General features: G+C 71.7%; 13 protein-coding genes. 3 read left to right on the forward strand and 10 right to left on the reverse strand.

The window, feature by feature from the left end; all coding sequences use genetic code 11:
* Nucleotides 1-2 precede the first annotated feature (2 nt).
* From PT931_RS24465 to PT931_RS24485, 5 genes are all read right to left on the reverse strand, one after another.
* Nucleotides 3-557 (reverse strand): TlpA family protein disulfide reductase, encoded by a 555-nt coding sequence (locus PT931_RS24465; protein ID WP_456248031.1) that lies wholly within the window; start codon nt 555-557, stop codon nt 3-5.
* Nucleotide 558: 1 nt separating this feature from the next.
* Nucleotides 559-1212 (reverse strand): histidine phosphatase family protein, encoded by a 654-nt coding sequence (locus tag PT931_RS24470; RefSeq protein WP_456248032.1) that lies wholly within the window; start codon nt 1210-1212, stop codon nt 559-561.
* Nucleotides 1209-2510: a glutamate-1-semialdehyde 2,1-aminomutase gene (gene hemL / locus PT931_RS24475; protein WP_456248033.1), complete on the reverse strand. Its 1302-nt coding sequence runs from the start codon at nt 2508-2510 to the stop codon at nt 1209-1211. Before hemL ends, PT931_RS24470 begins: the two co-directional genes overlap by 4 nt.
* Before the next feature lie 72 nt (nt 2511-2582).
* Nucleotides 2583-3569: an N-acetyltransferase family protein gene (locus PT931_RS24480; protein WP_456248034.1), complete on the reverse strand. Its 987-nt coding sequence runs from the start codon at nt 3567-3569 to the stop codon at nt 2583-2585.
* 83 nt (nt 3570-3652) lie between these two features.
* Nucleotides 3653-4309, reverse strand: coding sequence for a lytic transglycosylase domain-containing protein (locus PT931_RS24485; protein WP_456248035.1), 657 nt, complete (start codon nt 4307-4309; stop codon nt 3653-3655).
* A 411-nt stretch (nt 4310-4720) separates the two neighbouring features.
* Between PT931_RS24485 and PT931_RS24490 the strand changes: the two genes are divergently transcribed.
* From PT931_RS24490 to PT931_RS24500, 3 genes are all read left to right on the forward strand, one after another.
* Nucleotides 4721-7420, forward strand: a complete 2700-nt coding sequence (locus PT931_RS24490; protein ID WP_456248205.1) for an ATP-binding protein — start codon at nt 4721-4723, stop codon at nt 7418-7420.
* A gap of 186 nt (nt 7421-7606) precedes the next feature.
* Complete coding sequence (locus PT931_RS24495) at nt 7607-7975, forward strand: type II toxin-antitoxin system RelE/ParE family toxin (protein ID WP_363729688.1); 369 nt, start codon at nt 7607-7609, stop codon at nt 7973-7975.
* A complete protein-coding gene (locus tag PT931_RS24500; RefSeq protein WP_363729691.1) occupies nt 7972-8307 on the forward strand; it encodes a helix-turn-helix domain-containing protein in 336 nt (111 codons plus the stop codon). Before PT931_RS24495 ends, PT931_RS24500 begins: the two co-directional genes overlap by 4 nt.
* 1 nt (nt 8308) lies before the next feature.
* Here the strand turns inward: PT931_RS24500 and hemB are convergent, their stop codons facing one another.
* Genes hemB through PT931_RS24525 form a run of 5 tightly spaced genes read right to left on the reverse strand, consistent with a single transcriptional unit; the run spans nt 8309 to nt 13855 of the window.
* A complete protein-coding gene (gene hemB, locus PT931_RS24505) occupies nt 8309-9292 on the reverse strand; it encodes a porphobilinogen synthase (protein ID WP_456248036.1) in 984 nt (327 codons plus the stop codon).
* Between the two features lie 22 nt (nt 9293-9314).
* Nucleotides 9315-10913 (reverse strand): uroporphyrinogen-III synthase, encoded by a 1599-nt coding sequence (locus PT931_RS24510; protein WP_456248037.1) that lies wholly within the window; start codon nt 10911-10913, stop codon nt 9315-9317.
* Nucleotides 10910-11818: a hydroxymethylbilane synthase gene (hemC, locus tag PT931_RS24515; RefSeq protein ID WP_363729697.1), complete on the reverse strand. Its 909-nt coding sequence runs from the start codon at nt 11816-11818 to the stop codon at nt 10910-10912. The genes PT931_RS24510 and hemC overlap by 4 nt, the downstream gene beginning before the upstream one ends.
* Nucleotides 11819-11852: 34 nt before the next feature.
* Nucleotides 11853-13160, reverse strand: a complete 1308-nt coding sequence (locus tag PT931_RS24520; protein ID WP_456248038.1) for a glutamyl-tRNA reductase — start codon at nt 13158-13160, stop codon at nt 11853-11855.
* Nucleotides 13157-13855: a redox-sensing transcriptional repressor Rex gene (locus PT931_RS24525; protein WP_363729703.1), complete on the reverse strand. Its 699-nt coding sequence runs from the start codon at nt 13853-13855 to the stop codon at nt 13157-13159. The genes PT931_RS24520 and PT931_RS24525 overlap by 4 nt, the downstream gene beginning before the upstream one ends.
* Nucleotides 13856-13895: the final 40 nt, after the last annotated feature.

Consider the following 13895-nt stretch of genomic DNA (forward strand, 5'->3'; position numbering starts at 1 on the left):
GGCTACTGCTCCGCCGCGATCGGGTCGACGAGCTTCTGGAGCTCGTCGCGCCCGACCGGTTTGCGGATCACGGCGGCGACCCGGCCCTGCTTGTCCAGGATGATCGTCGCCGGGATGGTGTTCGGCGGCACGTCCCGGAAGCTCAGCGCGACCTTGCCGGCCGGGTCGAACAGGCTCGGGTACGTCATCCGGCCCTCGGCGAAGCTGCGCGCCGCGTCCTGGCCGTCCCGGAAGTCGATACCCAGGAAGTCGACGCCCTTGTCCTTGCTGGCCTGGTACACCTGCTCCAGGTCGTCGGCCTCGGTGCGGCACGGCGCGCACCAGGACGCCCAGAAGTTGATCACGGTGACCCGGCCGGTGGGCAGGGCGAACTTCGCGCCGTCCAGCAGGGTGCCCGAGACCGTCGGCGCCTTCTTGCGCTGCCCGGCCTCGAACACCTGGGAGGTACCGTCGCCCGCGACGTACCGCTGCTGATTGGTCACGCTCTGTGAGTCCTTGCCGCCCTGGCAACCGGCCAGTGCCAGCACGGCCACCAGCGCCCAGACGGCACGCCTCATCTCAGGCCCCCTTGGCCTTCCTCGCTGTCGGGGACAGCGCGACGAGGTGCGCGGCCGGCTCGGCGTACTTGACGCCGATCAGCGACGTACCCGCGAACCGGAAGCTCGTCAGGCTGGCCAGACCGCACTCGCGCTTGCGGGGGTCGTGCCAGAGCTTCTCGTGCTGGGCGTAGCGGCGCAGCGTCCAGATCGGCAGCTGGTGGGACACGCAGACGGCCTCGTGGCCCTCGGCGGCGGCCCGCGCGTCGAGCAGGGCGGCGTACATCCGCTCCGCGATCTCCAGGTACGGCTCACCCCAGGACGGCCGGAACGGGTTCCACAGCACGTGCCAGTTGCGCGGCGACCGCAGCGCGCCGTCGCCGACGCTGACCCGCTTGCCCTCGAAGTAGTTCGTGCTCTCCAGCAGCCGGTCGTCCTTGGCGATCTCGATCCCGAACTTGCCGGCGATCGGCTCGGCGGTCTGCACCGCGCGCTCCAGCGGGCTGGACACCACGTGGGTGACATCGCGCGGGGCGAGCCACTCGGCGGCGGCCTCGGCCATCCGGATACCAAGGTCGGAGAGCCGGTAGCCCGGCAGCCGACCGTAGAGGATCTTGTCCGGATTGTGCACCTCGCCGTGCCGGAGCACGTGCACGATCGTCTCGGTACCACTCATGCGGCACCCGCCTCTCTCGCGGCGTACGGCAGCGCGGCGACGATGGTCTCCATCGCCTCTTCGTCGAGGGCGGCGGACACGAACCACGATTCGAACGCGCTCGGCGGCAGGTAGACGCCGCGCGACAGCATCGCATGGAAGAAGGCCCGGAAGGCGGCGATGTTCTGGACCTTGGCCGACTCGTAGTCGTACACGTCGGCGTCGGTGAAGAAGATCGAGAACATGTTGCCGGCCGTGGAGACCCGGTGCGGCACGCCCTCCTTGGCCAGGGCGGCGGTCGCCTCGGCCTGGATGAACGCGGAGTTGCGGTCGAGGGTGGCGTACACCTCGTCGGTCGCCAGGCGCAGGGTCGCGAGGCCGGCCGCGCAGGCCAGCGGGTTACCGGACAGGGTGCCGGCCTGGTAGACCGGGCCGGACGGGGCCAGCATGGCCATCACGTCGGCGCGGCCACCGAACGCGGCGGCGGGCAGGCCACCGCCCATGACCTTGCCGTAGGTGTAGAGATCCGCGCCGGTGGCTTCCAGGCCCTCCCAGCCGCCCCGGGACACCCGGAACCCGGTCATCACCTCGTCGGAGATCAGCAGGGCGCCGTCGGCGTGCGCGATCGCCGCGATCTGGAAGTTGAAGCCGTCCCGGGGCGCGACCACGCCCATGTTGCCGGGCGCCGCCTCGGTGATGATCGCCGCGATCTCGCCGGGGTGCGCCGCGAACGCCGCGCGCACCGCCTCGACGTCGTTGTACGGCAGCACGATCGTCTCGCCGGCCATCGTCGCGGGCACGCCCGGCGAGTCCGGCAGCGCGAACGTGGCCACCCCGGAGCCGGCGGCGGCGAGCAGGCCGTCCGAGTGGCCGTGGTAGCACCCGGCGAACTTGATGATCTTCGAGCGGCCGGTGAACCCGCGCGCGAGCCTCAGCGCCGACATGGTCGCCTCGGTGCCCGAACTGACCAACCGGACCTGCTCCATCGGGGTACGCGACACCAGCTCCTCCGCCAGCGTCACCTCCCCCGGCGTCGGGGTGCCGAAGCTGGTACCCCGCGTCGCGGCGTCGGAGATCGCGGCCACGACCTCGGGGTGCGCGTGGCCCAGCAGCAGCGGGCCCCACGAGCAGACGAGGTCGACGTAGGCGCGGTCGTCCGCGTCCCACATCCGGCAACCGTCGCCCCGAACCATGAACCGGGGGGTGCCGCCGACCGACTTGAACGCGCGCACGGGGGAGTTGACCCCGCCCGGCACGATGGCCTGGGCGCGGTCGAAGAGCTCCTGGGAGGCCGGTGCGTCGGCCGGATACTGCTTCACAATCTCGTAATTCTGGCAGAGCCTCTACGGAGATCGACTTCACCCTCTACAGAGTGTCGAAGTTCACCCTTTTCATACTCCCAGCTGGGCCGCCAGCGCCGGCACGCTCGCCTCGTACTCGTGCCACTCCCGGTCCGGCAGGAACCCCAGCTCGGCGTTCACCCGGGCCATCGGCTCGTTCTCCACCGACTGCCAGGTCTGCACGTCGCGCAGGTCCGGCACGGCGTCCCGCAGCTCCAGGAGCATCCGGGCCTTCATCGCGAGCCCCAGCCCGTAGCCGCGGTGCGCGGGCACCACCACCGTGTCGTACTGGTCCGCCCGCTCCGGGTGCAGCGCCGAGGCGACCACCTCGGTGAGCCCCGCGACCGCCCCGGTCCGGTTGTGCACGGCGCACACGACGTGCGGGGTGAGCCCCCGGGCGTGCAGGGTCGCGAGGCTGTGCGCGAGCCGGTCCGGCGAGTACGAGCTCGGGTGCAGCTCCCAGTCCCCCTGGACGACCTGCTTGGCGGTCGCGTACGCGGTCAGCAGGTCGGTGGGCGGCCCGCCGGGGAAGTACTCGATCCGGTAGCCCGAGCCGGTGCGGGCCGCGTGCTCGCGGAGCCGGTCCCAGTCCACGGTGGCCAGGTCGAGCAGGTTGCGTTGCTCCACACAGGTGAGCTGGAAGCCGTACGCCTTGTAGAAGGCCGTCGCGGGGGTCCCTGCGGCCACCTCCGCCCCGAGGACGGTCCGGCCCGACTCGTGGGCGCGGCGGACGGCGTGGGCCAGCAGGGTGCGCGCCACACCCTTGCGCCGGTGGTCGGGGCTGACGTACACCTCGACCACGCCGAGGTCGTCGAGCAGCAGGAGGTCGGCGACCCCGACGACCGCGCCGTCGTGCTCGGCGAACCAGTCGGCCCGGTTCTCGTCGGGCATGGTCACGGCCATGTAGGCGCGGAGGTTGTCGGCCCGCCAGTGGGGTTCGCCGGGCATGTCGGCGGCCAGCATCTCGTTGTACAGCAGACGCCAGGCCTCCAGGTCACTGCCTGGGGCCGTGGCTGGATTCCATTCGCGTACGTGCACTCTCTTTGCTTACCCGACCTTGGCGGTGAACGCGAGACCTCAAACGGAGAAATTCTGTACGGCTTGTGTCCACATGACTACAACTAGTAGCTGAGCTTGCCGTATGCGTCAGCTTTGGCGAAGACGTCGCGCAGATAGATCTGCACCGCGTTGTAGGACAGCACCGCGTTCTGCCAGTCCGCCGGGTTCGACAGGTCCCGGGTGCCGGAGCAGAGGTAGTTCCCCGCCGCGAGGGCCGCGTCGAAGATGTTGTGCGGGTTCACGTCGCCGTCGCCGTTGCCGTCGGCGCCCCAGGTCTTCCAGGTGGTCGGGATGAACTGCATCGGACCCATCGCCCGGTCGTACACCCGGTCGAGGTCCTGTTGGCCCTGGTCCGTGTCCTTGATGACCTGCGTGTTGTTGGTGCCGTCCAAGGGGATGCCCCAGATCGGCTTCGAGGTGTTGCCGTCCGGATTGAGGGTGGTGCCACCGGTCCGGCCGTGGTTGGACTCGATCCCGCCGAGGCCGGCGAGCGTCGTCCACGCCAGGTGGCAGCTCGGCCGGGTCTGGGCGAGCTTGAGCTCCGCGTTGCCGTAGGCCTGGATCGCCACGGCCGGAATGTCGAGTTTCGGGGACAGCCGGGTGGCCCAGGCCGCGAGGCTGGCCGTCGACGGATTCGGGTCCGGGAGGGTCGTCGGATTCGGACTCGCGGAAGGCCATTCCGCGCCGGTCGGTTCGGGATCCGGCAATCCGTCGGCCACGGCGGGTTTACCCGCGGGCAAAAGAAAATTTCCCACTATCAGCACGGAGATCAACACCAGGGTCCCGAAGAGGCTGGTCGCGGCCAACCTCAGCCGGGGGGCGCCAGCCCAGCCGTACACTTTCATCGCAGCCCAGCACGCTGCATGGGCGATGGAATAAGGCAGTCGGCGCAACACGAACCCGAGTATCGCCCATTCACGGGAAAAAGATCAAGATTCGTCTTCCACCCGCAACCAGGGCGGCGTAACCTCGTTGCCCCAGGCGTCATAGCGCAATCACACGCGACGGAATCCGACCGCTCCCCCCGCGGGCACACGGTGATCGACACATCGACCAACCGTTCTCCCGATACGTTTACCCGGCGGGGATGCGGCACCATGAGTCCACTCGCATGGGCGGAGGTCAAGGGCTTGGCGGCACGTTTCCACCTGCCGAGCGGACAGGTGACGTTCCTCTTCACCGATATCGAGGGCTCGACTCGGCTCGCCCAGCTACTCGGTGACGGGTACCGGCCTGTCCTCAATGACCACCGAAACCTGATGCGCCTCACTTTCGGTGACTGCGACGGCGCCGAACTACTCACTGAGGGTGACTCCTTCTTCGTCGCGTTCGCCGATGCCACCGCCGCGCTGATCGCCTGCGTCACCGCCCAGCGGGCCCTCGCCAGCCACACCTGGCCCACGCCGGCCGCCCGGCCCCGGGTCCGAATGGGACTCCACACCGGGTACGCGGTCCCGCACGCCGGCGAGTACGCCACGTACGAGGTGCACCGCGCCGCCCGGGTCGCCGCCGCCGCGCACGGTGGCCAGGTGCTGTGCTCGCAGTCCACCGCCCGCCGGGTCGAGGAGCTGCCCGAGGGACTGTCCCTCATGGACCTCGGCCTGCACCGGCTGCGCGACTTCGACGACCGCGAACGCCTCTTCCAGCTCGTCGCCCCCGGCCTCGAGATCCGCTTCCCCCGGCCGAGGACCATGGACGCCACGCCGCACAACCTGCCCGCGGCTCCGACCAGCTTCATCGGCCGGGTCGACGAACAGGTGAAACTCCGCCAGCTGATCAGTGAACAGCGGCTGGTCACCGTGGTGGGCGCGGGCGGGGCGGGCAAGAGCCGGCTCGCCGTCGCGGTCGCCACCGAACTCGTCGACTCCTACCCGGACGGGGTCTGGTTCGCCGACCTCGCCTCCGTCACCGACCCGGCCCTGATCGCGGTCGGGGTGGCCGGCGCGTTCGGGCTGCGCCCCGAGCCCGGCCGGCCGATGCCGGACACCCTCGTCGAGCACGCCGCCCGGCGGACCTGCCTGCTGGTCCTCGACACCTGCGACCACCAGCTGTCCTCGCTGGCGCCGCTGATCACCCGGATGCTCGCCGGCTGCCCCGGCCTGACCGTGCTCGCCACCAGCCGGGAGCCGATCGGGCTGCCCGGCGAGGCCGTCTGGCGGATCCCGTCACTGTCGGTCACGTCCCCCACCGACGGCGGCCCGTCCGACGCCGTAGCGTTACTGCTCGACCGGGCCGCCGCCGCCCGGGGCGGGCGCAAGGCCGACCCCGCCGAGATGCCGCACTTCGACCGGGTCGCCCGCCGGCTCGACGGCCTGCCCCTCGCCCTCGAACTCGCCGCCGCCCGGCTCCGGCTGCTCGCCGCCGGCCAGCTCGCCGAGCGGATCGAGGACCTGCTGCTGTCCGGGCCGGGCGACTCGCCCAACCGGCACGAGACGCTGAGCGCGACCGTGTCGTGGTCGTACAAGACGCTCGGGCCCAGGGCCGCCAAGCTGCTGCGGTACCTGTCGGTGTTCGCCGGGCCCGTCGAGCTGGACGCCATCGAGTGGCTGCTCGGGGCCGACCCGCTCGACCCGCTCGCCGTCCTCGTCGACAAGTCCCTCGTCCAGGCCGAGCCGACCGCCGTGGGCACCACGTACCGGATGCTCGACCCGATCCGCGCGTACGGCCAGCGCAAACTCGTCCGCGCCGGCGAGGAGGAGGCCGCCCGCGACCGGCACGTCGCCTGGTGCCGGCACGCCGCCGAACGCGCCGGCCGCGACGCCGAGGGCCGCCCGGTCACCCTGTCCATGCACACCCTCGACCCGCTCGCCGTCGAGCTGCGCGCCGCCCTGCGGTGGAGCACCACGGGCGGCGACGTCCGCGAGGGCCTGCGGCTGGCCGGGGCGCTCGACCAGTGGTGGCGGGAGCGCGGGCTGGCCCGGGAGGGCCGGGTCTGGCTGTACCGGCTGTACGAGCGGATGACGTCCACCGACGCCCCGGTACCCAGCAAGGAACTGGCCATGGCGTACCACATGCACGCCGCGCACGCCGGGGTCGACGGCGAGTTCGCCGAGGCCCTGCGGTTCTCCCAGCGCGCCGAGGCCGCCGCCCGCCAGGCCGGCGACCCGGGCCTGCTCGTCCGGGTCCTGGCCGGCAGGGGCGCCCCCCTCGTCGACATCGGACTGACCGCCGAGGCCGAACGCAGCTGCTGGGAGACCCTCCGGCTGGCCGCCGAGCTGGACGTCGAGGCCGACGCGCTGTTCGCCGTGTTCTACCTGGCCCAGCTCCTCTGGCGGCGCGGCGAACTCGACGAGTCCGCCAACCTGCTGGCCTCCGCCCGCCCCCTCGAAGCCGCCCGGCCCGCCGAACGCGGCCGGCGCACCGTGGACATGCTGCTCGGGCTCGTGGCCCTGGAGCGCGGCGACCTGGTGGCCGCGCACGAACACCTCCAGGTCGCGCTCCGGTCCCGGATGGCCTACGGCTTCGGGGCCCGCGCCGTGGAGACTCTCAACGCGATCGGGGTGCGCTGCCACCTCGGCGGACTCCCGGAGACGGCGGCCCTGCTGTTCGGCGCCTCGGAGGCCGAACGCAGCCGGCTGCGCTGCTCGGCCGGCTCCTACGCGGTCTACTGGGCCGAGCAGCTCGGCCGCACCCGGGCCCTCCTCGGCGACCGCCGCTTCGACGCGCTCTACGCGGAGGGCAGTGCCCTGCCGCTCACCGAGGCGGTCGCGGTGGCCCTGGCCGTGGAGCACCCGGACCTGTCCTCCGGCGGGGTGTACGCGGCCCAGTCCTCGGCCGCGGAGGCCCCCACGGTCCCGATCAGGGTCAAACCCAACAACCAGGACCATTAGCCGGTTACGCCACGTTTCTGAACCCCCGCGCATCAGCTCGACGGTGGCGAGGCCCCCGGGGGTTGGCCGGCATGCGCCTTGCACGACCCCATGGAGCACAGCGCCCGGCAGCCACTCCACTCACGTGGCACATCGCCCTGACCTGGAAGGTAGTCAGTCAATATAAGTTGTGCTTATATTGACTGTATGTGGGAGGTCTCCCTGCACCACGAAGTCGAAGCCTGGTTCCTCGACCTGTGCGAGCACGACCCGGTGAGTGCGGACCGGGTCGCCGAAGCGATCGATGTTCTGGCAGAACACGGCCCCGCGCTGGGCCGCCCCCTCGTCGACCGCCTCAAAGGCAGCATGTTCCACCACATGAAGGAGCTGCGCCCAGGCTCGTCCGGCACGACCGAGATCCGGTTGATCTTCGCGTTCGACCCGGCCCGGGAGGCGGTGTTCCTGGTGGCGGGCGACAAGTCCGGCCACTGGCAGTCCTGGTACCAGGAGGCCGTTCCTCTGGCAGACTCACGGTTCCAGGAACATCTCACGAGGTTGAAGGAGGACAGGTCATGACCACCAGCCCATCGAACTGGCGAGACGTCAAGGCCAAGGCCCGCGCCATCGACCCGACCTGGGACACCGAGGAGCGCGTCGGGCGTCGGGCCGACATGCGTCAGGAGATGCTGGCCTCCGTGAGCGGTGCCCGGCTGGCCGAGATCCGCAAGGAACTCGGCATCACCCAGACCCAGCTCGCCGAGGCGACAGGATTGTCACAGGCCAGGATCAGCCAGATCGAAAATGGCACCGCGACCAGTCTGGAGACCCTGCGCGCCTACGTACTGGGCCTCGGCGGCCAGCTCGACATCGTCGCGAGAATCGGAAACATCCAGCTCAACGTGGCGTAGATCAGTACCGGTCGCGGAGCAGGCGGGCCGCTTCGGTCGCCCAGTACGTCAGGGTGATCTGGGCGCCGGCCCGACGGATCGCCGTCAGGGTCTCCAGGATCGCCCGCTCCCGGTCGATCCACCCGTTCGCGGCGGCGGCCTCCACCATCGCGTACTCGCCGGAGACCTGGTACGCGGCGACCGGCACCGTCACCCGCTCGGCCACGGCGGAGATCACGTCGAGGTACGCCAGCGCCGGCTTGACCATGACCATGTCCGCGCCCTCGGCGATGTCGAGCTCCACCTCGCGGAGCGCCTCGCGGAGGTTGCCCGGGTCCTGCTGGTACGTGCGGCGGTCGCCGTCGAGCTCGGACTCCACGGCCTCGCGGAACGGGCCGAAGAACGCCGAGGCGTACTTGGCCGAGTACGCCAGGATCGTGCGGTCGGAGTAGCCGGCGGCGTCCAGGGCGGTGCGGACCGCCCCGACCTGGCCGTCCATCATCCCCGACGGGCCGAGGACGTGCACCCCGGCGGCGGCCTGGGCGAGCGCCATCTCGGCGTACCGGTCGAGGGTCCTGTCGTTGTCGACCTCACCCGACGCGTCGAGGACCCCGCAGTGCCCGTGCGAGGTGAACTCGTCCAGGCACAGGTCGCTCATGACCACGGTCGAGTCGCCGACCTCGTGGATGACGTCGCGGATCGCCACGTTCAGGATGCCGGACGGGTCGATCCCGCCCGAGCCCTCGGGGTCCCGGTTCTCCGGCACCCCGAACAGCATCAGCCCGCCGACCCCCGCGCGGACCGCCTCGACGGCGGCCTTGCGCAGGGAGTCCCGGGAGTGCTGCACGACCCCCGGCATCGAGGCGATCGGGCGGGGCTCGGTGAGCCCCTCCTTCACGAACAGCGGCAGCACGAACTCCGCCGGGCTGAGCCGGGTCTCCGAGACCAGCCGGCGCATGGCCGGGCTGGTCCGGAGCCTTCTCGGGCGGATATTCGGGAACGACATCCGGTCCTCCTGGGAGAGGGGTCTAGCGGAACCGCAGAGCCGTCGGGCCCTGCACCTTGGAGCCGCGACGCTGCTTGGCCGGCATGGCGGCGAGCTTGTCGCGCAGTTCGACCGCGTACTGGGCCAGGGCCTCGACCAGGTCGGGCACAGCGGCGTGGTCGGGCTGCACGTCGACGCGCAGTCCGAACTCCGTCGCGGTGTCCGAGGTCTTCGGTCCGATCACAGCCACCACGGTACGAGCGTGCGGCTTGCCGGCGATACCCACCAGATTGCGCACTGTCGAGGACGAGGTGAAGAGCACCGCGTCGAAGCCACCGGACTTGATGGCGTCGCGGATGTCGGCCGGCGGCGGGGCGGCCCGCACGGTCCGGTAGGCCGTGACGTCGTCCACCTCCCAGCCGCGTTCGGTCAGGCCGGCCGCGAGGGTCTCGGTCGCGATGTCCGCGCGGGGCAGCAGCACCCGGCCCACCGGGTCGAGCACCTCGTCGAACGGCGCGAACTCGGTCAGCAGGCCGTCCGAGGACTGCTCGCCGACCGGGACCAGCTCCGGCTGGATGCCGAACGCGCGCACCGCGTCGGCGGTGGCCTCGCCGATACAGGCGATCTTGACGCCGCCGAAGTGCCGGGCGTCCAGGCCGTGCTCGGCGAACTTCTCCCAGACCGCGCGGACGGCGTTCACGGAGGTGAAGACCACCCACGCGTACCGGCCGTCGACCAGGCCCTTGATCGCCCGCTCCATCTGGGCGGGGGTGCGCGGCGGCTCGACGGCGATCGTCGGCACCTCGCACGGGATCGCGCCGTACGCGCGCAGCTTGGCGCTCATCACGCCGGCCTGCTCCTTGGTGCGGGGCACCAGGACCTTCCAGCCGTACAGCGGGCGGTTCTCCCACCAGCCGAGCTTGTCGCGCTCCTTGACCCCGTGGCCCAGGGTCAGCACGACCCGGCCCGAGAAGCCCAGCGCGGCCTCGACGAAGCTGTCCACCACCGAACCGGTCGTGTACTGCGTCTCGCCCGTGCCGTCCCCGGTCACCGCGATCGGCGAGGAGCCCTCGACCCCGGCGGCCAGCAGGCCGTCCCGGATCTGGCCCAGGTCACCGGCGTCGACCGCGACGGCCAGCCCACCACGGGCCACGGCCGCGGCGAGCGCCTCGAAGTCGAGGGTGGCCACGTCGTCCACGTCCACGGTCGTCCGCGCCGTACCGAGCGGCACGCCCGCGTACGTCGCGACGCCGGACGCCTGGCCGACACCCGGGACGACCTCGAACGGCACGGCGGTCCGGGCCACGGCCTGGACCTCCTTGACCACCGAGTCGTGGCCGAACGGGTCACCGGTCACCAGGTGCACCGCGCGCAGCCCGGAGCGGGCCGCCGACAGCAGCACCTTGGCGACGTCGCCGGGGACGCCCTCCGCCGGGGAGAACTCGGGGCCGTGCACGTCCTCGGTCTCGGGAACCACGGCGGAGCGCAGCACGGACAGCAGCGCCTCGGGGACGCCCCTGTCGTACACGATGTGGTCGGCCTCGGTCAGTGCGTCCCAGGCGCGCCTGGTGAGCAGACCTGGGTCGCCGGGGCCGGCCCCGACGAACGTGATGCGGCCGACGGACTTACGGGTGCGGGTCATGCTGCACTCCCCAGTACATTGTTGGCGCCGTCGGCGAGCAGGTCAGCGGCGAGCCGCCTTCCCACCCCTTCGGCGTCGGTGAGCGTCCCGGTGGCCGACAGTCGGATGGCGTCTGTGCCATCCGGGCTGTACACCCCACCGCGCAGGTAAATCTCTTCGTCGTCCGTGACCTCGGCCATGGCGGCGACCGGGGCGCTGCAACCGGCCTCCAGGGCCGCGAGCAGGGCCCGTTCGGCCGTGATGGCCGCCCGGCTGGACGGGTGATCGAGGGCCGCGAGGGTCGCGACCAGGTCGAGGTCCGCGCTCCGGCACTCGACTGCCAGCGCGCCCTGTGCGGGGGCCGGCAGGAGCAGCATCGGGTCGAGGCTCTCGGTGATCTCGGCGGCGCGGCCGAGGCGGACGATGCCGGCGCGGGCCAGGATGACCGCGTCGAGCTCGCCGGACGTGACCTTCCCGATCCGGGTGTCGACGTTGCCCCGGATGGGGACCAGCTCGAAGCCGAGCCGCAGGGCGTTGATCTGCGCGATCCGCCGCACGGCCCCGGTGCCGATCCGGGCGCCGGAGGGCAGCTCGGTCAGCGTCAGGTTGTCGCGGGCCACCAGGGCGTCGCGCGGGTCCTCGCGGGGCGGGATCGCGGCGATGACCAGGCCCTCGGCGGGCGCGGTCGGCAGGTCCTTGTACGAGTGGACCGCGAAGTCGATGTCCTTGGCGAGCAGCGCGTCCCGCAGCGCGGAGACGAACACGCCGACCCCGAGCTGGGCGACGGGCGCGGAGGACCGGTCTCCGGGCGTGACGATCTCGACCAGCTCGACCTTGCGGCCGGTGGCCTTCTCGACGGCGGCGGCGACCAGACCGGACTGGGCCAGGGCGAGCGCGCTGCCCCGGGTCCCTAGGCGAAGGCTCACGCGTCCACCTCGGTGCGGGCGGCCTGAGGCTCGTTCACTCTGTACTCCCAAGGGCTTCTTGCACGCTGTCCGAGGTGACGTCGAGGGCGAAGAGCTCGCGGACCAGGGCCGCGTACTGCGCCCCGCCCGGCTCCGCCGCCAGTTGACGCACCCGGACGGTGGGCTGGTGCAGGAGCTGCTGGACGACGCGGTGCACCGTCCGGGCGATCTCCGAGCGCACCTCGTCGGTCAGTTCGGGCCGGCGCTGGTCGAGGCGGCGCAGCTCGGTGGCCACCACGTCGTCGGCCCGGGCCCGGAGCGCGGCGACGGTCGGGGCGACCTGGGCCCCGCGCAGCCAGGCCGTGTAGCCGGACACCTCGTCGTCGACGATCAGCTCGGCGGCCGCCACGTCCGTACTACTGGTGTGGCCGGCCAGGGCCGAGCCGAGCCGCTCGATGTCGAGGAGGATGACGTCGGCCAGTTCGCCGAGCGCCGGGTCCACGTCGCGGGGCACGGCCAGGTCGAGGATGAGCTTCGCGCCGAGGGGCTCGGTCAGGTTCCACGCGGCGCCGGCCTCGCCGGTCGCGGACAGCACGTGTCCGGACGAGGCGGTGGCGCACAGCACGATGTCGGCGGCGCGCAGGGCTGCGGGCAGGCCGGAGAAGTCGATGGCGGTGCCGCCGTAGGAGTCGGCGAGCCGCTGGGCCTTGTCCAGGGTGCGGTTGGCGACGACGAGCTGGGCGACCCCGGCGCGCTGCAGGGTGGCGCAGGCCAGCGCGCCCATGGCTCCCGCGCCGATGACCAGCACGTTCGCGTTGGCGGGTTCGAGGCCGGACTCGGCGGCGCCCAGCTCGAGGGCTGCGGTGACGACGCTCTGGCCGGCCCGGTCGATGCCGGTCTCGGCGTGCACCCGCTTGCCGACCCGCAGGGCGGACTGGAGCAGCTCGTGCAGCACCCGGCCGGCGGAGTCCTCGCTGGTGGCGACCCGGTAGGACTCGCGGAGCTGGCCGAGGATCTGGGCCTCGCCGACGACCATGGAGTCGAGACCGGCGGCCAGGCGGTAGGCGTGCCGGACGGCCTCGTCGTCGTACCGGACGTAGAGGTGTTCGACGAGTTCCTCGATGCCGACGCCGGCGTGCGCGGCGAGGACCGTGGAGAGTTCGAGCAGGCCGGCGTGGAAGGCGGAGACCCCGGCGTAGATCTCGACCCGGTTGCAGGTCGACAGGATCACGGCCTCGCCGACGGACTTCTGGGCCAGCAGGTCGCGGAGGACCCCGGGCACGGCGTCGGCGGACACGGCCACCCGCTCGAGCAGGCTGACGGGGGCCGTCCGGTAGGACACCCCGACGACTAACGGGTTCACAGGGTCACCGCCCCGGTCAGTGCTGCCTTACGGTGCTCGTGGAACGAGAGGATCTGCAACTCTACTGCCAGATCGACCTTGCGGACATCCACGCCTTCGGGCACGGACAGGACGCAGGGTGCGAAGTTGAGGATGCTGGTGACCCCGGAGTTGACCAGCACGTCCGCGACCCCCTGAGCGGCGTGCGCGGGGGTGGCGATGACGCCGATCGCGATCTGGCAGGTGTCCACGACGGCGGCGAGCTCGTCGATGTGCCGGACCACCAGGTTGTTGATCTTCTCGCCGACCCGGCTGGCGTCCGCGTCGAAGAGGGCGGCGATGTGGAAGCCGCGGGTGGTGAAGCCCGAGTAGCCCGCGAGGGCGTGGCCGAGGTTACCGACGCCGACGAGCGCGACGGCCCGCAGCGTGGTCAGCCCGAGCACGTGCTCGATCTGGCCGATCAGGCGTTCGACGTTGTACCCGACGCCCCGGGTGCCGTTGGAACCCAGGTGGGAGAGGTCCTTGCGGAGCTTCGCCGAGTTGACCCCGGCAGCCGCCGCCAGCGACTCGCTGGAGGCGGTGTCATGGCCGGCTTCGGCGAGGCTGTGCAGGGCCCGGAGATATTCCGGTAGGCGCGCGACGGTCGCCTCCGGGATATCCGGGAAGTCCGGTGTGCCGGGTGTGTTACCCGGGTTGCCGGTGCGCTGCTGGCTCATCTGACTCCGTGACGACGGGGACTTCGGACCCCCGCACCCA

The organism is Longispora urticae, assembly GCF_053902585.1.

Coding starts and splice junctions, on each gene's coding strand:
- PT931_RS24465 (WP_456248031.1), bottom strand. CDS start 557: ATGAGGCGTGCCGTCTGGGCGCTGGTGGCCGTGCTGGCACTGGCCGGT.
- PT931_RS24470 (WP_456248032.1), bottom strand. CDS start 1,212: ATGAGTGGTACCGAGACGATCGTGCACGTGCTCCGGCACGGCGAGGTG.
- PT931_RS24495 (WP_363729688.1), top strand. CDS start 7,607: ATGTGGGAGGTCTCCCTGCACCACGAAGTCGAAGCCTGGTTCCTCGAC.
- PT931_RS24500 (WP_363729691.1), top strand. CDS start 7,972: ATGACCACCAGCCCATCGAACTGGCGAGACGTCAAGGCCAAGGCCCGC.
- hemB (WP_456248036.1), bottom strand. CDS start 9,292: ATGTCGTTCCCGAATATCCGCCCGAGAAGGCTCCGGACCAGCCCGGCC.
- PT931_RS24510 (WP_456248037.1), bottom strand. CDS start 10,913: ATGACCCGCACCCGTAAGTCCGTCGGCCGCATCACGTTCGTCGGGGCC.
- PT931_RS24525 (WP_363729703.1), bottom strand. CDS start 13,855: ATGAGCCAGCAGCGCACCGGCAACCCGGGTAACACACCCGGCACACCG.